This window comes from Nocardiopsis deserti (genome assembly GCF_008638355.1).
In the GTDB taxonomy this organism is placed as follows: domain Bacteria; phylum Actinomycetota; class Actinomycetes; order Streptosporangiales; family Streptosporangiaceae; genus Nocardiopsis; species Nocardiopsis alborubida.
Genome location: NZ_VWVS01000001.1, coordinates 232217 through 251885, shown reverse-complemented (window position 1 = coordinate 251885; position 19669 = coordinate 232217). Strand labels below are relative to the sequence as shown.

At 72.7% G+C, this 19669-nt stretch carries 18 protein-coding genes; 11 read left to right on the top strand and 7 right to left on the bottom strand.

Annotation, left to right across the window (positions count from 1 at the left end; genetic code table 11):
- Positions 1 to 91 precede the first annotated feature (91 nt).
- A complete protein-coding gene (locus tag FYW99_RS10830) occupies positions 92 to 1186 on the top strand; it encodes a site-2 protease family protein (RefSeq protein ID WP_150251889.1) in 1095 nt (364 codons plus the stop codon).
- Positions 1187 to 1343: 157 nt separating this feature from the next.
- Here FYW99_RS10830 and FYW99_RS10825 read toward each other — a convergent pair whose 3' ends face one another.
- Both FYW99_RS10825 and mshB read right to left on the bottom strand, forming a co-directional pair.
- A complete protein-coding gene (locus FYW99_RS10825) occupies positions 1344 to 1892 on the bottom strand; it encodes a hypothetical protein (protein WP_150251888.1) in 549 nt (182 codons plus the stop codon).
- 37 nt (positions 1893 to 1929) lie between these two features.
- Positions 1930 to 2796, bottom strand: coding sequence for an N-acetyl-1-D-myo-inositol-2-amino-2-deoxy-alpha-D-glucopyranoside deacetylase (gene mshB, locus FYW99_RS10820; protein ID WP_190394622.1), 867 nt, complete (start codon positions 2794 to 2796; stop codon positions 1930 to 1932).
- Positions 2797 to 2912: 116 nt separating this feature from the next.
- On the opposite strand from mshB, the gene FYW99_RS10815 reads away from it, so the two are divergent.
- A complete protein-coding gene (locus FYW99_RS10815) occupies positions 2913 to 5111 on the top strand; it encodes a S9 family peptidase (protein ID WP_150251887.1) in 2199 nt (732 codons plus the stop codon).
- A 133-nt stretch (positions 5112 to 5244) separates the two neighbouring features.
- On the opposite strand, the gene FYW99_RS10810 is transcribed toward FYW99_RS10815, so the two are convergent.
- Positions 5245 to 7146: a serine/threonine-protein kinase gene (locus FYW99_RS10810; protein WP_150251886.1), complete on the bottom strand. Its 1902-nt coding sequence runs from the start codon at positions 7144 to 7146 to the stop codon at positions 5245 to 5247.
- Between the two features lie 46 nt (positions 7147 to 7192).
- Positions 7193 to 8974, bottom strand: a complete 1782-nt coding sequence (locus FYW99_RS10805) for a serine/threonine-protein kinase (protein WP_223838924.1) — start codon at positions 8972 to 8974, stop codon at positions 7193 to 7195.
- Positions 8975 to 9228: 254 nt separating this feature from the next.
- Here FYW99_RS10805 and FYW99_RS10800 point away from each other — a divergent pair, with 254 nt between their 5' ends.
- The 7 genes from FYW99_RS10800 to FYW99_RS10770 all read left to right on the top strand — a co-directional run bounded on the left by FYW99_RS10800 (position 9229) and on the right by FYW99_RS10770 (position 13771).
- Positions 9229 to 9612: a DUF3054 domain-containing protein gene (locus tag FYW99_RS10800; protein ID WP_150251885.1), complete on the top strand. Its 384-nt coding sequence runs from the start codon at positions 9229 to 9231 to the stop codon at positions 9610 to 9612.
- Positions 9613 to 9662: 50 nt separating this feature from the next.
- On the top strand, positions 9663 to 10052 hold the full coding sequence (locus FYW99_RS10795; RefSeq protein WP_150251884.1) for a hypothetical protein: 390 nt from the start codon (positions 9663 to 9665) through the stop codon (positions 10050 to 10052).
- 36 nt (positions 10053 to 10088) lie between these two features.
- Positions 10089 to 10841 carry a TrmH family RNA methyltransferase gene (locus tag FYW99_RS10790; RefSeq protein ID WP_150251883.1) on the top strand — a complete coding sequence of 251 codons (753 nt, stop codon included), beginning with the start codon at positions 10089 to 10091 and terminating at the stop codon, positions 10839 to 10841.
- Positions 10842 to 10892: 51 nt separating this feature from the next.
- Complete coding sequence (locus FYW99_RS10785; RefSeq protein WP_150251882.1) at positions 10893 to 11528, top strand: GNAT family N-acetyltransferase; 636 nt, start codon at positions 10893 to 10895, stop codon at positions 11526 to 11528.
- A gap of 128 nt (positions 11529 to 11656) precedes the next feature.
- Entirely contained in the window at positions 11657 to 12295 is a 639-nt protein-coding gene (locus tag FYW99_RS10780; protein ID WP_150251881.1) for an N-acetyltransferase, read from the top strand.
- 148 nt (positions 12296 to 12443) lie between these two features.
- Positions 12444 to 13409 carry a hypothetical protein gene (locus tag FYW99_RS10775; RefSeq protein ID WP_150251880.1) on the top strand — a complete coding sequence of 322 codons (966 nt, stop codon included), beginning with the start codon at positions 12444 to 12446 and terminating at the stop codon, positions 13407 to 13409.
- A 161-nt stretch (positions 13410 to 13570) separates the two neighbouring features.
- Positions 13571 to 13771: a CopG family transcriptional regulator gene (locus FYW99_RS10770; protein WP_150251879.1), complete on the top strand. Its 201-nt coding sequence runs from the start codon at positions 13571 to 13573 to the stop codon at positions 13769 to 13771.
- Positions 13772 to 13840: 69 nt separating this feature from the next.
- Here FYW99_RS10770 and FYW99_RS10765 read toward each other — a convergent pair whose 3' ends face one another.
- Genes FYW99_RS10765 through FYW99_RS10755 form a run of 3 tightly spaced genes read right to left on the bottom strand, consistent with a single transcriptional unit; the run spans position 13841 to position 17187 of the window.
- Positions 13841 to 14587, bottom strand: a complete 747-nt coding sequence (locus FYW99_RS10765; RefSeq protein ID WP_017564106.1) for a succinate dehydrogenase/fumarate reductase iron-sulfur subunit — start codon at positions 14585 to 14587, stop codon at positions 13841 to 13843.
- On the bottom strand, positions 14584 to 16530 hold the full coding sequence (locus FYW99_RS10760; RefSeq protein ID WP_150251878.1) for a fumarate reductase/succinate dehydrogenase flavoprotein subunit: 1947 nt from the start codon (positions 16528 to 16530) through the stop codon (positions 14584 to 14586). The genes FYW99_RS10765 and FYW99_RS10760 overlap by 4 nt, the downstream gene beginning before the upstream one ends.
- On the bottom strand, positions 16531 to 17187 hold the full coding sequence (locus FYW99_RS10755) for a succinate dehydrogenase cytochrome b subunit (protein WP_150252244.1): 657 nt from the start codon (positions 17185 to 17187) through the stop codon (positions 16531 to 16533).
- 131 nt (positions 17188 to 17318) lie between these two features.
- Here FYW99_RS10755 and FYW99_RS10750 point away from each other — a divergent pair, with 131 nt between their 5' ends.
- Complete coding sequence (locus FYW99_RS10750) at positions 17319 to 18272, top strand: LysR family transcriptional regulator (RefSeq protein ID WP_150251877.1); 954 nt, start codon at positions 17319 to 17321, stop codon at positions 18270 to 18272.
- Between the two features lie 570 nt (positions 18273 to 18842).
- Positions 18843 to 19655, top strand: coding sequence for a hypothetical protein (locus FYW99_RS10745; RefSeq protein ID WP_150251876.1), 813 nt, complete (start codon positions 18843 to 18845; stop codon positions 19653 to 19655).
- The last annotated feature ends 14 nt before the right edge of the window (positions 19656 to 19669 follow it).

The window sequence follows — 19669 nt, the reverse complement described above, 5'->3', positions numbered from 1 at the left end:
CGGCTGCGCCCCGCATCGGCCACCCGCTGCGAACGGGTGCCGGCCAGGGCCTAACCTGGAGCGCGAACCACCCGAGACCAGCAGGAGCACCATGCCCGCGCCCGAGCCGCCGCGCAAGGCGGAGACGACCGACGTGCCCGAGGCCGGCGGGGCAGTCGCCGACCCGTGGGAGCAGATGCCCGAGGACGCCCTCAACCGGCCGGACCTGGAGGAGGACACCGACGGCCCCGGCGGCGTCGAGGACTCCGGGACCGGCGCCCGGTCACGGGACGCCGTGAGGACGAAGGCCTCAGACCCCTCGTCCGCCCGGCCGGACGCCTCCGAGGCGGACGCCGAACCGGACGCCTCCGAGGACGCCGCGTCCGGGAGCGACCCCGACACCCCGCGCCCCGAGAGCTGGGCGGACTTCGTGCCCAGCCCGGTGTTCGTGCTGCTGCTGGGCCTGGCGGGGTTCGCGGGCTGGCTGTCGTGGACCGCCGCGGAGCTGGAGTGGGTCGCCGAGGGCACCAGCGTCACCCCGCTGGTCCCGCCGGTGTTCATCCTGCTCGGCTGGATCGTCTCCCTGGCCGTCCACGAGTTCGCGCACGCGCTCGCCGCCTACCTGGCCGGTGACCGGTCCCTGCGCGGCAGCGCCTACCTGCGGCTCAACCCGTTCGCCTACCGGCAGGCCTTCGCCGGGCTGGTCCTGCCCTCGGCCTACCTGGGCCTGGGCGCCTTCGGCATGACCGGTCCGCCCACCTACGTGGACTGGGACCGCATCCCGTCCCGGGGCCGCCGCGTCCTGGTGGCGCTCGCCGGACCGCTGGCCAGCCTCCTGGTGTCCGCCGCGTTCGCGATCACCGTGTCCGTCCTGGTACCCCCGGGCAACGACACCACCAACTGGGCGATCTCGGCGATGGCCTTCCTGTGCTTCGCGAACCTGACGGCCGCCGTGATCAACCTGCTGCCGGTTCCCGGCCTGGACGGCTTCGAGGTACTGGCCGCCTGGCAGCGCGGCGGCTGGGTCACCGTGGCCCGCGACAACGCGCTGTTCGGCTCGGTGGCCGTGTTCGCGATCCTGTGGTTCCCGGGCCTGAACGACCTGCTGGTGAACGCGGTCTACAGCCTGTTCGACCTGGTGCTGCCCAACCCGGTGTTCAGCGGCGTCGCCTTCTACGGCGAGCTGCTCCTCCAGTTCTGGGCCTGACCGGGCCCGAGGCCGGCAGGGCCCGTGAGGCGTGCGCCTCACGGGCCCTCGTCGTTCGGGAACCTGTTGCGGGCGCCCGGACGGGGAAAGTGCTGCGCGTGGCGTCCGCTGGGGGTCGCAGGCCTCGGCGCGGGGAGGGGGTTCCCGGGCCGCGGTCCTAGCCCTCTCGCCAGGGCCGCGCCCGCTCGGAGGGCCGCGTCCGCCGGTAGCCCCCGCCCGCGGACCGCACGTCGGTCCCGGACGTCCCTGCCCTCGGGGGACCGGGCGGCGGGACGAAGGACCAGCTGCGGATCACGGCGACCACCAGCACCAGCATCACCCCGAAGAGGTACGCGTTGTGCATGATGTGGTTCGTGAGCACGATGTCGCCGCCGGGCATGTAGCCGACCGTCCCTATCAGCGCGGCCAGGTAGCCGGCCGCGAAGGCCACCGCCCCGGAGGTGCGGCGACTGCCCCACGCGCACAGGCGGCACGTGCCGTACAGCAGCGCCAGGAAGGCCAGCAGCCCGGCCGCGCTCGCGGCCTGGACCGCCGTGCCCGCGCCCCAGCGGAGGGTCAGCCAGCCCGCGCCGGTGGTGCCGAGCATGCCCACGGCGGCGCCGAGCAGCAGCAGGACCACGAAGGTCGTCCCGGTCAGCACCGGCGACAGGAACCCGGCGGAGGACTCGCCCTCGGCGGGCGCGGCGGTCTCAGGTGTGGTGGTCACAGCGACGAGGGTAGACGCTCGGTGCCACCGGTCGCGGTCACAGCCCCGCGAACAGGTCGGTCTCGTACTCGCCGCGGTGGGCGCGCGGCGTCGGTCCCACCAGCAGGGTGAAGTACTCCACGGCGTCGATCTCCTGGGCGATGCCGTTGGACAGGGCGAAGCGCTCGCCCTCCACCGTGATCTGGGTGGCGTGGGCGCGCATCGCGAGCGTCTTGGCCGCCCAGTGGTCGGTGGCGTCCACGCGGGTGGTCACCGCCGTCTCGGGGGTGCCCCGGGCGATGTCGGACACCCGGGCGGGCGGGGTGAAGGAACCGGACTCCTCGCTCAGCCGCGCGATGGACTCCTCGATGCGCGAGACCGGCTGGGCGATCGCGTAGAGCTTGCGGACCTGCCAGGGCGTGCCGGGCATGGCCCGTTCCCCGGCCCGGAGGAAGGCCCGCCGGGCGACCCTGTGCGCCTGGATGTGGTCGGGGTGGCCGTAGCCGCCGTGCTCGTCGTAGCTGACCAGCACGTGCGGGCGGACCTCGCGGATGACCTCCGCCAGGAGCGTGGCGGCCTCCTCCACGTCCGCACCCCAGAACGCCCGGGGGTGCTCGTTGGTCGGCGCGCCCATCATCCCCGAGTCCCGGTAGCGGCCGGGTCCGCCCAGGAGGCGGTGGTCGCGTACGCCGAGGGCCAGACAGGCCTTGTCCAGCTCGCCGATCCGGTACTCGCCGAGGGTGCCCTCGCGGTCGGAGGCCAGGTGCGCGAGCTCCTCGGGGATGACCTCGCCCTCCTCCCCCAGCGTGCAGGTCACCAGGGTCACACCTGCCCCCTCGGCCGCGTACTTGGCCAGGGTGGCTCCGGTGACGATGCTCTCGTCGTCGGGGTGCGCGTGCACCATCATCAGTCGCCTGTCAGTCACGTAGCGAACGATACCGGTCGCAACCGCGCGCCACCTCCCACACCGCACGCTTCACGGAGGGCGTTCGGCCGCCGACCGGCGCCCCGGGCGGACGCGGCATGGGACACAATCGGCCTATGAGTTTTCCTCGCCAACAGGCCCGCACGCAGCGCTTCTCGATCGGTGTCCCCCGCGCGTTCCAGATCTCGCCGGACGGACGGCGCGTCGCCTTCCTCCGGGGGCGCGACGGGGTGGACAAGGCCACCTGCCTGTGGGTGCACGACACGGAGGGGACGGGAACGGACACGGTGGTCGCCGACCCCCGGTCCCTGGGCGCCGACGACGAGAACCTTCCGCCCGAGGAGCGGGCCCGCCGCGAGCGGCTGCGCGAGAGCGGCGGCGGAATCGTGTCGTACTCGGTGGACGAGGCGTTCACCCGCGCGGTGTTCACCCTGTCCGGGCGGCTGTTCTACGTCGACCTGGTCGGTGACGGCGCCGTTCCGCGCGAGCTGCCCGCCGCCGCCCCCGTCGTGGACCCGCGCATCAGCCCGGCGGGCGACCGGATCGCCTACGTCAGCGGTGGCGCGGTGCGCGTCCTGGACATCGACGCCGCCGAACCGGACCACGGCGACCGCCCGGTGGTCGAACCGGACGGCCCCGACGTCACGTGGGGCCTGGCCGAGCTGGTGGCCGCCGAGGAGATGGGGCGCTACCGGGGCTTCTGGTGGGCGCCGGACGGCTCCGCCCTCGCCGTCGCGCGCGTGGACGAGTCCGGGGTGAACACCTGGTACGTCTCCGATCCCGGCAGTCCCGGCCAGGAGCCGACGGCCCTGCGCTACCCGCCCGCGGGCGGCGCCAACGCCGACGTGCGCCTGGCCGTGTTCCCGGTCGGCCCGCGCGGGGGCGAACGGCCCGAGCCGGCCTGGGTCGAGTGGGACCGCGAAGCCCTGCCCTACCTGGCGACGGTCGGCTGGACGACCGGGCCGGACGGCACGCCGACCGTGGTGTTCACCGCGCAGAGCCGCGACCAGCGCACGCTGACCCTGTTCAGCGCCGACCCCGCGACCGGCCTGGTGGCGGAGTCGCGCACCGAGTCCGACGGCGTGTGGGTCGAGCTGATGCCGGGCGTGCCCGCCTACACCGGTGCGGGCGCCCTGGTGTGGATCGGCCGCGAGGCCGGGGGCGAGCGCCGGGTCTACGTCGGCGACGCCCCGGTCAGCCCCGCGGACGTGTACGTGCGCGGTGTGGTCGACGTGGACGGCGACCGGGTCCTGTACTCGGGATCGCCTGCGGGGAGCCCCGGCGACGTGTCGCTGTGGCTGGTCGAACTGGACACGGGCCTGGCCGCGCCGGTGGAGGTGCCCGGGCACGGGTGCAGCAGGTCCGCCGACTCGGGCGCGCACAGCGGCCTGCGCTCGGGACGGCTGCGCGGCGACACCCTGGTGGTGCAGCACCGGTCGATGGACTTCCCGGGCGCGCACACGGTGGTGCTGCGCGGCGCCAGCACCGAGACGCGCCGGTCCTGCTCCGAGATCGAGAGCCTGGCCGAGGCCCCGGACCTGCCGGAGCCGCGCGTGGAGTTCTGGCGTGCCGGTGAGCGCCGCATCCCGAGCGCCCTGGTGCTGCCGTCCTGGTACCGGGAGGAGCTGCGACCGCTGCCGGTGCTGATGGCGCCCTACGGAGGCCCGCACGCCCAGCGGGTGCTCAACGCGCGCGGGGCGTACCTGACCGCCCAGTGGTACGCCGAACAGGGGTTCGCGGTGCTCATCGCGGACGGTCGGGGCACGCCGGGCCTCGGGGTGGAGTGGGAGCAGAGCGTCCACCTCGACCTGGCCGCGCCCGTCCTGGAGGACCAGGTGGCGGCACTGGAGGACGCGGCGGAGCGGTTCGACTGCCTGGACGTGTCACGGGTGGGCATCCACGGCTGGTCGTTCGGCGGGTACCTGGCGGCGCTGGCGGTGCTGCGCCGCCCGGACGTGTTCCACGCGGCGGTCGCGGGCGCGCCGGTCATCGACTGGGAGCTGTACGACACCCACTACACCGAGCGCTACCTGGGCACCCCCGAGGGTGAGCCGGAAGCCTACGGGCACAGCTCGCTGCTGGCGGAGGCGGCCAGGCTGGAGCGCCCGCTGATGATGGTCCACGGCCTGGCGGACGACAACGTGGCCTTCGCGCACACGCAGCGGATGTCGTCGGCGCTGATGGCGGCGGGGCGCCCGCACACGGTGCTGCCGCTGTCGGGGGTGACGCACTCGCCCTCGGACCCGACGGTCGCGGAGAACCTGATGCTGCTCCAGGTGGAGTTCCTCAGGGAGAACCTCCGGGGCGAGGGGTAGCGACCGCCCCGCCCGGTGCCGCGCGCGGGACGGCGCTCGGCACCGGGCGGGCTCGGACGGCGCGATCGTCCGGGGTCGGGGGCGGCTCCCCCCGGTGTCCTCGCGGACGTCTGCACGCGACGCGGCGCGGAGCTCAGCCGGTCCCGGTCTGCGGGGCCGCCTCCTCCCTGCTGGCGGCGATCTCCGACTCGTCGGGGACCTCGACCTCCACGGGCCCGTTGAACTGGAGGAAGCCGACGGTCGTGGAGTTCCCGGTCAGGAAGGTGCCGTTGACGCCCTCGCCCTCCGAGGACTCGTAGGTCTGGAAGTGCTGCGGGTAGCCGTCCCCGCCGATCCACAGGTCGAAGGTGAACTCCGCCTCCTGTCCTGGAGCGAGGATCGACTCCCCGACGTAGGTTCCGGTGTAGTGGTGTCCCGTGCGTCCGCTCAGGTCGACGCCCTCGGTCATGTCCTCGGGGTAGTCGGTGACGGGTGGCGCCGACTCCCCCTGGTAGCTGACCTGTCTCCCCTCGCCGAGGACGGCCCGGAGGGACTCCACGGTGGACGTCCAGCCCGCCCGGGGCCCGTCCTCCAGTTCCTCCGGCGCGGGACGGTAGTACGCGCCCTCGACCAGCCCGACCAGGTTGGAGTCCGTGCGGGCCAGGACGTCGTCCGGCCCCTCGCCGACCTCCAGGGTGACGAAGGTGGCCGGTCCCGCGTAGAGGCTCTGGAAGTACCTGGGTTCGGGGTCCTCGGTGTAGGAGTACCTGGTCGTGCTCCCCGTGCTCATCTCGGCCTCCCTCGTCGCGGAGTAGGCCGTGAAGCTCGACGCGCCGAGGGCCAGCTCGACGGCTTCCCCCACCACCGCCTCCAAGTTCTCGGGGTCGGTCCGCACGGCGGGCTCCCCGCTGCCCGCCGCGTCCCCGGTGGTGCCCGCCGCGTCCCCGGTGGCGGTTCCCCCGTCGGCGGCTCCCCCGTCGGCGGCCTCCTGACCGCCTTCGGGGCGCACGACCAGCCAGGTGCCGACCAGCGCGGCGACCAGGACGGCCGCGGTGGCCGCGAGCAGCGGCGCCCGGCCCGACCGGCGCACCCGGCGGGGCGCGGGAGCCTCCACCCCCCGCCACTCGGTGGCGAGCAGGCCGGGGACGACCTCGGTCACCGGGTCGCCGTGGAAGGGCTGGATCCGGGTGGCGTTCCAGCCGGAGGTGAGCGCGGTGACCACCTCGACCGCCGGGGGCCTGCGTCCGGGGTCCTTGTCGAACGCCCGCCGCACCGGGTCCAGGAGCTCGGGCGGCACCCCGTCCAGGTCCGGCTCGCCGTTGCGGACCCGGTGGGACACCACCTCGGCGGACTCCCGTCCGAAGGGGTCGCGGCCGGTGGCGGCGAAGGCGACCAGACCCGCCCAGGCGAACATGTCGGACCGGTCGCTGGCGGCCTGGCCCTCGTACTGCTCCGGGGCCACCCACCCCGGGGTGCCGAACAGGCCGCCGGTGCGGGTGAGCGCGGTGCCCTCCACGGCGCGGGCGATCCCGAAGTCGAGCACCTTCGGTCCGGTCGGGGACAGGATGACGTTGCCGGGCTTGAGGTCGCGGTGCACCACGCCCGCCGCGTGGATCGCGGTGAGCGCCTCGGCCAGGCCGACCGCCAGGGCGAGCAGGACGCCCCCCGAGAGCGGTCCGTGCCGCCGTACGTGCTGGCGCAGGGTCAGGCCGGGCACGTACTCGGTGGCCAGCCACGGCGTGTCCGCCCGCGCGTCGGCGTCCAGGAACGCGGGCGCGCAGGCGGCGCGCACCCGCCTGACCATCTCCACCTCGCGGACGAACCGGGCCCGGAAGTCGGCGTCGGCGGCGAAGTGGGCGTGGACGACCTTGACCGCGGCGCAGCCGCCGCCCGCGTCCAGGCCCGCGTAGACGGCTCCCATACCGCCCGCACCGACGCAGCCGACCACGCTGTAGCCGCCGATGCGCTCGGGGTCGGCCGCGGTGGGCGGTTCCACGCCGGGGGGAAGCCGCTTCCGGTCGAAGGGAGGCGTGGTCTGCGGGGTCGGGGAGGTCAACGTGTGCCCTTCCTGGGGTTCGGGGTCGAAGGCGGTGGGCGCGGGCTCAGGAGAACGGGTCGGACTCCTCGTACACGCAGCTGTTGACGGGGACGCCGTCGACCAGCGTGGCGTCGTGCGGGGCCAGGCCCGGCGAGTCGGTGAAGCCGGGGTAGGTCTGCTCGTTGCCCAGGTTCGGTGCCACGTGGCAGAAACCGCCGGGGTAGCCGGGGGCGGCCCGCTGGCCCTCGTCCAGGACCTCGGCGGGCATGTAGTAGAAGACGCCGCCGGTGACGGCGCCGACGATCGTCACGGTGAACTCGGCCACCGGGTTCGCCGGGTCGAGTTCGGCGAGCATGCCCCGGCTGCCGGGCCGGGAGAAGTCGAGGTGTTCCTGCTCCGGAGTGATCATCCACACCCAGGAGAAGTCGTCGCTGTGGATGCTCAGGCCGCCGAAGTCGGGGAGGTACTCGGCGGTGGCCGTGACGGTGACCGAGTTCGTGAAGCGCTCCCCGCGGGTGAAGGTCAGCCGCAGCTGGTCCAGCGCTTCGCCGCCCCCTTCCGCGGGTTCGAGCGTGCGGACGAGCCGGGCGCTGTCGCCGGGGACGGGCTCCACGGCCACGGTTCCGGTGGCGTACAGGTCCCGGTACTCGGCGGGGACGTCCTCCCCCGCACCGCCCTGCCCCGCACCGCCGCCGTCGGCGGTGTCCGCGGTGGAGGTCCCCCCGCCGGGGGTGCCGTCCGCCCCGGACCCTCCCTCCCCGCCGCCGGAGAGGGAGGCGAGACCCGTCCCGGCCAGCACGGCGAGCGCGAGTCCGGCCGCGCCGACCGCCAGGGGCCGCTGGTTGCGGCGTGCCCAGGAGCGCCGGGGCGGGGCGTGGAAGCGCCAGAGGTCGGTCCGGCCGTCGTCGGGGTCGGCTGCGCCGGTCCAGGCCCGTGCCACGAGCCGGGGGATGTCCGCGCCGGTGTCCTCACCGGAGGCGGCGCGCAGCAGCGCGGCCGCCTCCCGCAGCGCCGCGTCCGCGTCCGGCCGCCGCGCCGGGTCCTTGTCCAGGGCCCGCTCCACCAGCGCGCGCAGGGCCCCGGAAAGGCCCTCCAGGTCCGGCGGCTCCGACAGCACGCGCGGCACCATGGTGTCGGTGCCGCCCGCGCCGAACGGGTTGCGTCCGGTGGCGGCGAAGGCCACCAGCCCGCCCCAGGCGAACATGTCGGAGCGGTCGGTGGCCCCGCGTCCCGCGTACTGCTCCGGGGAGGTCCAGCCCGGCGTGCCGACCAGCCCGCCGGTCCGGGTGAGCGCGGTGCCGTCGACCGTCCGCGCGATACCGAAGTCCAGCACCCTCGGGCCGTCCGGGGACAGGATCACGTTGCCGGGCTTGAGGTCGCGGTGCACCACACCCGTCCCGTGGATCGCGGTCAGGGCCTCGGCCACGCCCAGTGCGAACGCGGTGAGTGCCGCGCCGGTGAGCGGTCCCCGGGCCCGCACACGGGCGTCCAGGGTCGGCCCGGGGACGTACTCGGTGGCCAGCCAGGGAACCTCGGCACGGGTGTCGGCGCCCACGAACCCGGGCACGCAGGCCGCGCGCACCCGGCGCACCAGGGCGACCTCGCGGGCGAAGCGCTCCCGGAACTCCCCGTCGCCCGCGTAGACCCGGTGCACGCACTTGACCGCCACCCGCCGGTCGGCGTCGTCCAGCGCCGCGTAGACCACGCCCATACCGCCCGAGCCGATCCGGCCCACCACCCGGAAGGGGCCGACGCGCCGGGGCTCGTCGGAGGCGAGGGGTCGCACGCCGGTCGGCAGGGGAGGCGGCGCGGAACCGGGGTGCATGGGCGAGGGGGCGGCGCTCATGTGGCGTGGACGACCTTCTGGATCCGGGGTCGGGTGGGGCTGCGGGGGCACGTTCGCCACCGGCGGTCGGCGCGATCGGCGACCACCAACCTAGGACACTCCCGCGACGGTAGGGGTTCTCCCCCTCTCCGCCCGCCCACCGGATTTCCCCTGCACCACCGCGCCCCGCGCCCGCGACCCACCGCCGCGACACGTCGCGGCGCACCGCACCGCCCCGCCCGACCGCTCCCGCGACCCGGGCATAGCCTGGCCGTATGCGTTCCTCCACCGCGCCCCGCGCCCTCGCCGCGCTGCTGGCCGACCTGGTCTGCGTGCTGGCCTTCGTCGTGATCGGCAGGACCGACCACGGGACCGGCACGGCCCTGGCCGAGACCGCCTGGACCGCGTGGCCGTTCGCCGCCGGGACGGTCCTGGGCTGGGCGGTCACCCTCGCCTGGACCGCCCCCGCCCGGATCTGGCCGACGGGCGTGTTCGTGTGGGCCGTGACCGTGGCCGCGGGGATGGCGCTGCGCGTGTTCCTGGGAGAGGGCGCCCCGCTCAGCTTCGTCATCGTCACCTCGCTGTTCCTCGCCGCGACCATGCTCGGCTGGCGCACGGTGGCACTCTTTGTGACGAAGAGGCGACAGCACCGCGCCTGAGGGGGAAGACTGGGGGCGAACGCGACCTCCCTCACGAAGGAGCCCCCCCCGTGGCCGATCCCGTCACCCTCGCCATCGCCGCCGCCGTCGTCACCGGCGCGGTCGGCAAGATCACCGAGGCGGCGACCGAAGGCACCGTCGCCGCCTTCAAGTCCCTGCGCAAGGCGGTCTTCGCGCGCTTTCGCTCCGACCCCGAATCCCAGCAGGTCCTGGACGACGCCCTCCTGGAGCCGGATGACCCCGAGGCGCTGGCCGCCGTCGCCGAGCACCTGGAGCGGGCCGAGGGCGCGGACCCCGCCATCCACGCGCTGATGGAGGAACTGCGCCGCGAGGTCGTCCAGGAGGGCGACGGGGCCGTGCACAACAGCATCCAGGGAGACGTCAGCGGCAAGGCGCGCGTGTTCCAGGGCCGCGACTTCCACGGGGACATCAACCTGTAGGAGGCCCCACCGCGGAGCGTTCGTAAGCTGGAACGGATGAACGAGCACCCCGCACCCCAGTTCCCTCCCTCCGGCGCCGTCCGCGGTCCCGCCTCCCGCGCGTCCGCGGACGGCGCCGACGAGGACGAGGCGCGCGAGGTGGGCGTGGGCCCGTGGGAGGGCCCCTGGCCCGAGGGCGACCACTACGACCCCGAACTGCTGGCCGGTGGCGACCGCCGCAACGTCGTGGACCGCTACCGGTACTGGCGGCGCGAGGCGATCGTGGCCGACCTCGACACCGTGCGCCACCCCTTCCACGTCGCCGTGGAGAACTGGACGCACGACTTCAACATCGGCTCGGTCGTGCGCACCGCCAACGCGTTCGGGTGCGCGGCCGTGCACATCGTGGGCCGCCGCCGCTGGAACAAGCGCGGCGCGATGGTGACCGACCGCTACCAGCACGTCCACCACCACCCCGACACGGAGGCGCTGGTGGCGTGGGCCGAGGAACGCGGTCTGGCGCTGCTCGGCGTGGACAACCTGCCGGGCTCGGTGCCGCTGGAGACCTACCCGCTGCCCAGGAACGCGGTGCTGGTGTTCGGGCAGGAGGGTCCGGGGCTCTCGGAGGAGGTGCGGCGGGTGTGCCGGGCGGTGCTGTCGATCTCCCAGTTCGGCTCGACCCGGTCGATCAACGCCGGGGCCGCGGCCGCGATCGCGATGCACGCCTGGGTGCGGGCCCACGTGTTCGACCAGCCGGTCCCGGCCGCGTTCTCCCCGGACGCCCCGACCCCCACCACGGCACTGTCGTGATGGTTCCGTGATCTACCATGGTCGAAAGGCCCCTATCAGAGAGATTCCGGGATGAGTCCAACCGTCACAGCAGCCTCCCGTACCGCCACGATCGACGACGTCGCCGGCGTCGCGCGCGTTCTGGCCAGGTCAGCGCAGGAGGACCCGCTCTTCCGGTGGTTGTTCCCCGACGACGAACTGCGGATGGCCAGGACGCGCCGCTTCTTCGCCCTGACCGCGGGCTTCGGCTACGTTCCCTCGGGTGGGACCAGGGTCGCCGAGACCAGGGACGAGAGCGAGGAGGCGCCGGTGGTGCGCGGCGCGGCGCTGTGGGCGCCCCCCACCACCAACCCCGAGGGCCAACTGGTGTCGCTGCGCACCTGGCCGCACTGGGGTCCCCTGATCGGCCGCACCCGCCTGGCGGCGTTCGTGCGCGTGTTCGCCGAGTGGAAGCTGGCCGCGCCTCAGGAACCCCACCTGTACCTGGCGGCGCTGGGCGTGGACCCGGCCGCCTCCGGCACCGGCGTCGGCGGCGGACTGCTCGCCTCGGGCCTGGACCGCGCCGACTCCGAGGGGCTTCCGGTGTTCACCCAGACGCTCAACCCCAAGACCGTCGGCTTCTACGAGCGGTTCGGGTTCCGGCTGGTGCGGGAGACGGAGAGCCCGGAGGCGGGGACCAACTACTTCCTGCTGCGCGACCCCTCCTGAGGCCTCGCGGGCCCGCTGCCCCTTCCTGAGGAAACACCCCACCCGCGACGGTCGCGAGCCCTACCATGAGCGGTGATCGGAGCCCCCCGGCACAAGGGAACCCCGGCCCCAGGGAAGAGGCAGCGCCCGTGACCCCCACAGCGGTACAGGCGGTCCGCACCGCGACCATGAACGACGTGCCCGCCGTGGCACGGGTGCTGAGCCGCGCCCTCTACCACGACCCGCTCTTCCGGTGGCTCTTCCCGGACGACGACCTGCGCATGGTGCAGAACTTCCGCGCGTGCGCGCTGCTGGCCGGGTTCGGCCACGTCCCCGGCGGCCACGCCGTCGTGGCGGAGACCCTGGAGGGCCCCGCGCGCGAACCGGTGGTGCGGGGCGCGGCCCTGTGGACCCCGCCCGGCGTCAGGCGGGAGGGCGCCGCGGTCCCGCTGCGGTCGCTGCCGCACTGGATCCGGCTGGTGGGGTTGTCCCGGCTGCCGGAGCTGACCTGGTACAACGGCGAGCTCAGGGCGTCCGTTCCGGAGGACCCGCACTGGTACCTGTGCGTGCTGGGCTCCGACCCCGCGGCGAACGGGAGCGACACGGGGGCGCGGCTGCTGCGCGCGGGCCTGGCCCGGGCCGACGCGGACGGCGTGCCGGTCTACCTGGAGACGGCGAACCCGGCGGACATCGGCTACTACGAGGACTACGACTTCCGGATGGTGCGGGCGGTCCACCCCCCGGCGGCACCCTCGGCCTACTGCATGCTGCGCCCCGCCGCCTTCTGAACCCGGTCGTCCGCTGCCCGCGCTTCTCCGGCCGGACCCGGCCGGAGAGCCGGGGCCGGGACCTGCGGCGCCCCTGTTCCCGGCCGAGAACGCACCGCGGACGGGGCAGGGCCTTCTGATCCACCGGGCCTCCTGACAGGATGGGCGCGTGGACATCCGAGGAATCTCCCACCACACCGACGGCGTACCCGAGGAGGCGGCGGCGCGCGACATGCGCGTCATCCGCCAGGACCTGCACTGCACCGCGGTGATGCTGATCGGCGCCGACACCGGACGCCAGCGGGCCGCCGCGCGCGCCGCCCTGGAGGCGGGACTGGACGTGTGGGTGCGCCCGCAGCCGGAGAACCCGCCGGTCGCCGAGCGGCTGGAGCACCTGGCCGCCACCGCCCGCATGGCGGAGGAGCTGCGCCTGGACCACCCGGGCCGGGTGACCCTCATGGTCGGCACCGAGTTCTCGCTGACCTCCCCCGGCCTGCTCCCCGGGGCGAGCGACTTCGCCCGCCTGCAGTTCGTCATCCGCCCGTGGCTGCGCCGTCCCTTCCAACGGCGGATGAACCGCAGGCTCGCCGCGCTGCTCACCGCGGCCCTGGACGTGGCCCGCGAGAACTTCGGGGGGCCGGTGACCTACGGGGCCGGGGGCTGGGAGGAGGTGGACTGGTCGGGCTTCGACCTGGCCGGGGTGAACCTGTACCGGTTCGGGACCGACGCCGACGCCTACGAGCGGCGCCTGGACGCCCTCCGGAGCGGTTCCGCCAAGCCCCTGGTGATCACCGAGTTCGGCTGCGGCGCGCACGACGGGGCCGACCTGCGGGGGGCGGGGTCCTTCCTCGCGGTGAACTGGTTCGCCGATCCGCCGCGCCTGCGCCGGGGCACCGCGCGCAACGAGGCCGTGCAGGCCGGGTACCTCGACGCGCTGCTGGGGCTGTACCGGGAGCGGGGGGTGCACGGCGCGTTCGTGTTCACGTTCGCCATGCCGGACTTCCCCCACAGCGAGAACCCCGTGTACGACCTGGACGCGGCCGGGTTCGGCGTGGTGCGCACGGCCGGGGGCGATCCGTCGTCCTGGGAGCCCAAGGAGGCCTTCCACACGGTCGCCCGGCGCTACCGGACCTGAGATCCGCGGCCGCGTCCGCCCTGAACCGCTGGCGTCCCACGTCGTCACCCCGCTGACCGCTGCGGGCCCGCGGTCGGCCGCCGGGAGCGCGGGGCCGGGAATCCCTCACGCGTTCCCCGTTTCCGCCCGTACCGGAGACCGTCTCCGGGTAGCGTCGTGGCATGGACATGCATCTGCACATGCACGACGGCCTCCACGCCCTGATCAGGGAGGTCGCGGAGGAGGACGGCGTCAGCGTCGAGGCCGCGGTCGTCACCGCCGTCGAGGACTTCGTCGCGAGCCGTCAGACGCGCAAGGTCCCGGAGCGCGCCCGGGAGACGGCGGAGCAGGACGCCGGACCGCTCCGGCGCCTGGCCGAGTGATCCCCGGGAGAGGCGACGGGCCGCGCCCCCGGAGGAGCGCGGCCCGTGCGGTGCGACAGGGGTCGGCGGTCAGCCGACGCCCTTGCTGAGCGAGCCCAGCAGGTCGCGGTTGAGCTGCGAGATCGTGTCCAGCGGGATGCCCTTCGGGCAGACCGCGGCGCACTCACCGATGTTGGTGCAGCCGCCGAAGTCCTCCTCGTCCTGCTGGTTGATCATCTTCACCACGCGCGAGGACCGCTCGGGCTGTCCCTGCGGGAGCATGCCCAGGTGGGTGACCTTCGCGGCGGTGAACAGCATGCTGGAGGCGTTCGGGCAGGCCGCCACGCACGCGCCGCAGCCGATGCAGGTCGCGGCGTCGAACGCGCGGTCCGCGTCCGGCTTCGGGATCGGGTTGGCGTGGGCGTCCGGCGCGGTACCCGTCGGGGCGCTGATGTAGCCGCCCGCCTGGATGATGCGGTCGAACGCGCCGCGGTCCACGACCAGGTCCCTGACGACCGGGAACGCCTTGGCCCGCCACGGCTCCACCGTGATGGTGTCGCCGTCGTTGAAGCTGCGCATGTGCAGCTGGCAGGTCGTGGTGCGCTCGGGGCCGTGCGCCTCACCGTCGATCACGACACCGCAGGCACCGCAGATGCCCTCACGGCAGTCGTGGTCGAAGGCGACCGGGTCCTCGTTCTCCAGCGTGAGCTTCTCGTTGAGGACGTCGAGCATCTCCAGGAACGACATGTCCGGGGAGACGTCGGTGAGCTTGTACGTGGCCAGCCGACCCTCGTCGTCCGGCCCCTTCTGACGCCATACGCGCAGGGTGATGTTCACTTGTAGCTCCGCTGCTTCATCTCGACGTACTCGTACTCCAGGTTCTCCTTGTGGAGTACGGGCTTGCTGTCATCGCCGCCGAACGCCCAGGCAGCCACGTAGGCGAACTCGTCGTCGTGGCGCAGCGCCTCGCCGTCCTCGGTCTGGCTCTCGGCGCGGAAGTGGCCGCCGCAGGACTCGCGGCGGTGCAGGGCGTCGATGCACATGAGCTCGCCCAGCTCCAGGAAGTCGGCCACGCGGTTGGCCTTCTCCAGGGCCTGGTTGAACTCCTCGTTGGTGCCCAGCACCTTGACGTCGCGCCAGAACTCGGCACGCAGCGCCCGGATGAGCTCGATGGCCTTGGTCAGGCCCTCCTCGCTGCGCTCCATGCCGCAGTACTCCCACATGATGTGGCCGAGCTCCTTGTGGAAGGAGTCGACGGTGCGGGAGCCCTGGATGGAGAGCAGCTTGTCGATGCGGGAGGTGACCTGCTCCTTGGCCGACACGGCCTCGGGGTGCGACTCGTCGATGGCGTCGAAGGGACCCGCCGACAGGTAGTCGTTGATGGTGTTGGGCAGGACGAAGTAGCCGTCCGCCAGTCCCTGCATCAGCGCGCTGGCGCCCAGGCGGTTGGCGCCGTGGTCGGAGAAGTTGGCCTCACCGGTCACGAACAGGCCCGGGATGGAGCTCTGGAGGTCGTAGTCGACCCACAGGCCGCCCATGGTGTAGTGCACCGCCGGGTAGATGCGCATCGGCACCTCGTACGGGTTCTCGCCGGTGATGCGCTGGTACATGTCGAACAGGTTGCCGTACTTGGCCTCGACGGCGTCCTGCCCCATGCGCCCGATGGCGTCGGCGAAGTCCAGGTAGACGCCCAGACCGCCGGGGCCGACGCCGCGGCCCTCGTCGCAGACGTTCTTGGCGGCGCGGGAGGCGATGTCACGCGGCACCAGGTTGCCGAAGGCCGGGTAGATGCGCTCCAGGTAGTAGTCGCGCTCGTCCTCGGGGATCTGGCGCGGGTCGCGGGTGTCCCCGTGCGCCTTGGGCACCCAGATGCGGCCGTCGTTGCGCAGCGACTCGCTCATCAGGGTCAGCTTGGACTGGTAGTCGCCGCTGACCGGGATGCAGGTCGGGTGGATCTGCGTGTAGCACGGGTTGGCGAAGAGCGCGCCCTTGCGGTGCGCGCGCCAGGTCGCGGTGACGTTCGAGCCCATCGCGTTGGTCGACAGGAAGAACACGTTGCCGTAGCCGCCGGTGGCCAGCACCACGGCGTCGGCGAAGTGCGTCTCGATCTCACCGGTGACCATGTCGCGGACGATGACGCCGCGCGCCCGGCCGTCCACGACGATGACTTCCAGCATCTCGTGGCGGGTGTGCATCTTGACGCTGCCCGCCGCGACCTGGCGCTCCAGCGCCTGGTAGGCGCCGATGAGCAGCTGCTGGCCCGTCTGGCCGCGCGCGTAGAAGGTACGCGAGACCTGCACGCCGCCGAAGGAGCGGTTGTCGAGCAGGCCGCCGTACTCGCGGGCGAAGGGCACGCCCTGGGCGACGCACTGGTCGATGATCTCGACACTGGTCTGGGCCAGGCGGTAGACGTTCGACTCGCGGGAGCGGAAGTCGCCGCCCTTGACGGTGTCGTAGAACAGCCGGTAGATGCTGTCACCGTCGTTGCGGTAGTTCTTGGCGGCGTTGATGCCGCCCTGGGCCGCGATGGAGTGCGCGCGGCGCGGGCTGTCCTGGTAGCAGAACGAGGTGACGTTGTAGCCCGCCTCGCCCAGGGTCGCGGCCGCGGAGGCGCCGGCCAGGCCGGTGCCCACCATGATCACGGAGAGCTTGCGCCGGTTCGCGGGGTTGACCAGCTTGGCCGAGAAGCGCCGCTTGTCCCAGCGCTCGTTGATCGGGCCCTCCGGGGCCTTCTCGTCCCGGATCGGGTCGCCGACGCGGTAGAAGTCGTTCTCAGACAATTAACTCACCAGTCCAAAGGTGACCGCCAGAGGCGGGAGCAGGAAGCCGACCGTCACGATCAGCGACAGACCCACGGCGACCGCGTTGAGCATGCCCTGACGGCTGGCCTGGTTGACGCCGAGGGTCGCCAGGCCGCTCCAGATGCCGTGTCGCAGGTGCAGGCCCGCAGCGATCACGGACAGGACGTAGAACAGGGTCACGTACCAGAACTCGGGCTGGAACCCGTTCACGAGCCGCTCGTAGGGGCTGTCGGACGCGCCGCCGGGAGCGATGGTGTTCGTGGTCAGGTGCAGGATGTGGAAGACCACGAACAGCGCGACCAGGACGCCGCCGTAGCGCATGGTGTAGGAGGCGTAGCTGCGGGCCACCCTCTTCTTCACCTGGTAGCGCTGGGCGGCGGGACGCGCTCTGCGGGCGCGGGCCCACAGCGACACCGCCGCGTAGATGTGGATCAGGACGCTCGCCAGCAGGACGATGCGGAAGATCCACAGGAATCCGCTCTCGGGCAGCAGCGGGTAGCCCAGCTCACGGAGGCTGTGGGCGTAGCCGTCAAAAGCCTCCTGGCCCGAGAAGATCTTGAGGTTGCCGTACATGTGCGCGATCAAATACAGCACGAGGATCGCCCCGGTGACCGCCATCGCTGCTTTGAGCGCCACCGTGGACCCGTAGGCCGTAGACCGCTTCTTGGTCAAGGTACTGTTCGCCACAGCCTGTCACTGTAAGTTCTGGTTAAGCCTGACGTCCAAGTCATCAGGATGCTTGAGTCGATAGACGTAGGCTATGGAACATGCAGTTCCAGCAGCTGGCCTACTTCGTCGCGGTGGCCCGCACACGCCATTTCACCCGCGCAGCAGAGCTTTCCCGCGTCGCGCAGCCCAGTTTGAGCAAACAGATCCGCAGTCTTGAACAGGAGCTGGGTGCGCCGTTATTCAGTCGTGCCCGGGGAAACATCACACTCACACCGGCTGGTGAGGCGCTGCTTCCGCTGGCCCAGCGCATGCTCGCCGACCTGGAGACGGCCCGGCGCGAGGTCGCGGAGCTGGCCGGGGTGCGCCGGGGCCGGGTGCGGCTCGGCGCGACCCCGTCGCTGTGCGCGGGACTGCTGGCCGACGTGCTCGCCGACTTCCACACCCGCTTCCCCGGGATCGAACTCCAGGTGGAGGAGAGCGGCTCACGCGACCTCATCCGCGACCTGGGGCGGGGCGAGCTGGACCTGGCGCTGATCATCCTGCCGCTGCACAGCAGCGATCCCGACTTCTCCACCACGCCGATCCTGCGGGAGAACCTGGTGGTGGCGAGCCCGATGTCGGGCCCCTCCCCCAACGGGCGGGCCTCGATCCGCATCACCGAGCTGCGGGGGCGCCCCCTGGTGATGTTCCGGCGCGGCTACGACGTGCGCGAGGCGACGCTGCGCGCGTGCCGGGCGTCCGGGTTCGAGCCCGAGCTGGCTGTGGAGGGCGGGGAGATGGACGCCGTGCTGCGGTTCGTGGAGGCGGGCATGGGGCTGGCGGTGGTGCCGAGCATGGTGCTGCGCAACCGGCAGAGCCTGCGCGGAACGCCGCTGGCCAGGCCCCGACTGCTGCGGACGGTGGCGCTGGCGCGGCGCCGTGACGTGGAGCCCTCGCACTCGGCGGAGGCGTTCCGCCGCCACCTCAACGGCTACCTGCTGGGAATGTCGCCGCAGGACCTGGGGCCGGACCTGGAGGTCCTGCTCTCCGGCGAGGACGAGCCCTCGGACTGACCCGCCGCACGAACGCAGCCGGAGCGGCCCCGTCCCCTCCGCCGTGATCTTGTACTTGTAGCGAGTTTGGGCGCCCAAACTCGCTACAAGTACAAGATCACCGCAGGTCAGGGCCACTCGCGTCACACCAGCAACGTTTCCGGTCAGCCCGAACCCAGCACCCCTTGGCGGACGCTCCGCAACCATCCCCGTCCCGGGCACCGCCGTCATCCGCGCGTCTGCCGGGGCACCCCGGTCCGGGAACGCCTCCTGTCGGATTCCGATGGATATCTCCTTTACCACATGCCACTGGCACCCCTGAAGAAACGGGTTTGGCATAAGGGATCTCTAACTACTTAACCCGACAAAACACCCCAAATAAGCGCTCAGAAGTGGCGCATTTCACACGGCTTTCCCCGACGCCTCCCACTCTCCGGGACGTGACCGTGATCACAACGGCCTAACGTTGCGTTGCGGGCCGGTTCGCTACGACTCCTCCCCGCAGCCGTCCGGCGCAACGGTCGCGGCCGAAACAGGCGGATACCGCGCCCCGCCCGGCCGGGACCTTCCCACAGGAGGTGCAAGACAACGGTGACAGCGACCGAAAGCGCAGGCCCCGGGGGAGGCCGGGCACGCATCCCCCAACGAACCCTGCGCACCGACAACTGGTGGCTCGGCCCCCTCCTCACCGCGCTGGGGCTGGCCACCTTCGTCGTCTACGCGACCCTGCGGGTGCTCCAGCAGGACCACTACTGGGTCCAGGAGCACCACTACCTGACCCCGTTCTACTCGCCGTGCATCGCACAGCAGTGCGCGCCCGACGCGGCCCTGTTCGGGCGCCTGCCGGTGGAGTTCCCGCCGCTCATCCCCTACGCCCTGATCAGCCTGCCGATCCTGCTGCTGTTCCGGTTGACCTGCTACTACTACCGCAAGGCCTACTACCGCTCGTTCTGGTTCTCGCCCCCGGCCTGCGCCGTGCGCGAACCCCACGGCGCCTACACCGGCGAGACCCGGCCGCTGATGCTGGTCCAGAACGGCCACCGCTACTTCTTCTACGCCGCCCTCGTCCTCACGGTCCTCAACACGTGGGACATGCTGGTCCCCTTCTTCCACGGGACCGACGGCGGCTTCGGCATCGGGCTGGGCAACCTCATCATGCTCCTCAACGTGGTCATGCTGTGGGGCTACACGCTCAGCTGCCACTCGTGCCGCCACGTCTTCGGCGGACGGCTGCGCAGCTTCGGCAGGCACCCCGTCCGCTACTGGATGTGGGGCCGTCTCTCCGTGCTCAACCACCGGCACATGTACTTCGGCTGGCTGAGCATCGCGACCCTGATCCTCACGGACGCCTACATCGCCCTGATCGCCAGCGGCACCATCAACGACCTGCGCATCCTCAACTGAGCCAAGGGGAAGGA

Excerpts from the sequence above, each read along its gene's own strand:
- FYW99_RS10790 (WP_150251883.1), top strand. The coding sequence starts at position 10,089 with ATGAACGAGCACCCCGCACCCCAGTTCCCTCCCTCCGGCGCCGTCCGC.
- FYW99_RS10785 (WP_150251882.1), top strand. The coding sequence starts at position 10,893 with ATGAGTCCAACCGTCACAGCAGCCTCCCGTACCGCCACGATCGACGAC.
- FYW99_RS10750 (WP_150251877.1), top strand. The coding sequence starts at position 17,319 with ATGCAGTTCCAGCAGCTGGCCTACTTCGTCGCGGTGGCCCGCACACGC.
- FYW99_RS10800 (WP_150251885.1), top strand. The coding sequence starts at position 9,229 with ATGCGTTCCTCCACCGCGCCCCGCGCCCTCGCCGCGCTGCTGGCCGAC.
- FYW99_RS10815 (WP_150251887.1), top strand. The coding sequence starts at position 2,913 with ATGAGTTTTCCTCGCCAACAGGCCCGCACGCAGCGCTTCTCGATCGGT.
- FYW99_RS10805 (WP_223838924.1), bottom strand. The coding sequence starts at position 8,974 with ATGAGCGCCGCCCCCTCGCCCATGCACCCCGGTTCCGCGCCGCCTCCC.
- FYW99_RS10830 (WP_150251889.1), top strand. The coding sequence starts at position 92 with ATGCCCGCGCCCGAGCCGCCGCGCAAGGCGGAGACGACCGACGTGCCC.
- FYW99_RS10770 (WP_150251879.1), top strand. The coding sequence starts at position 13,571 with ATGGACATGCATCTGCACATGCACGACGGCCTCCACGCCCTGATCAGG.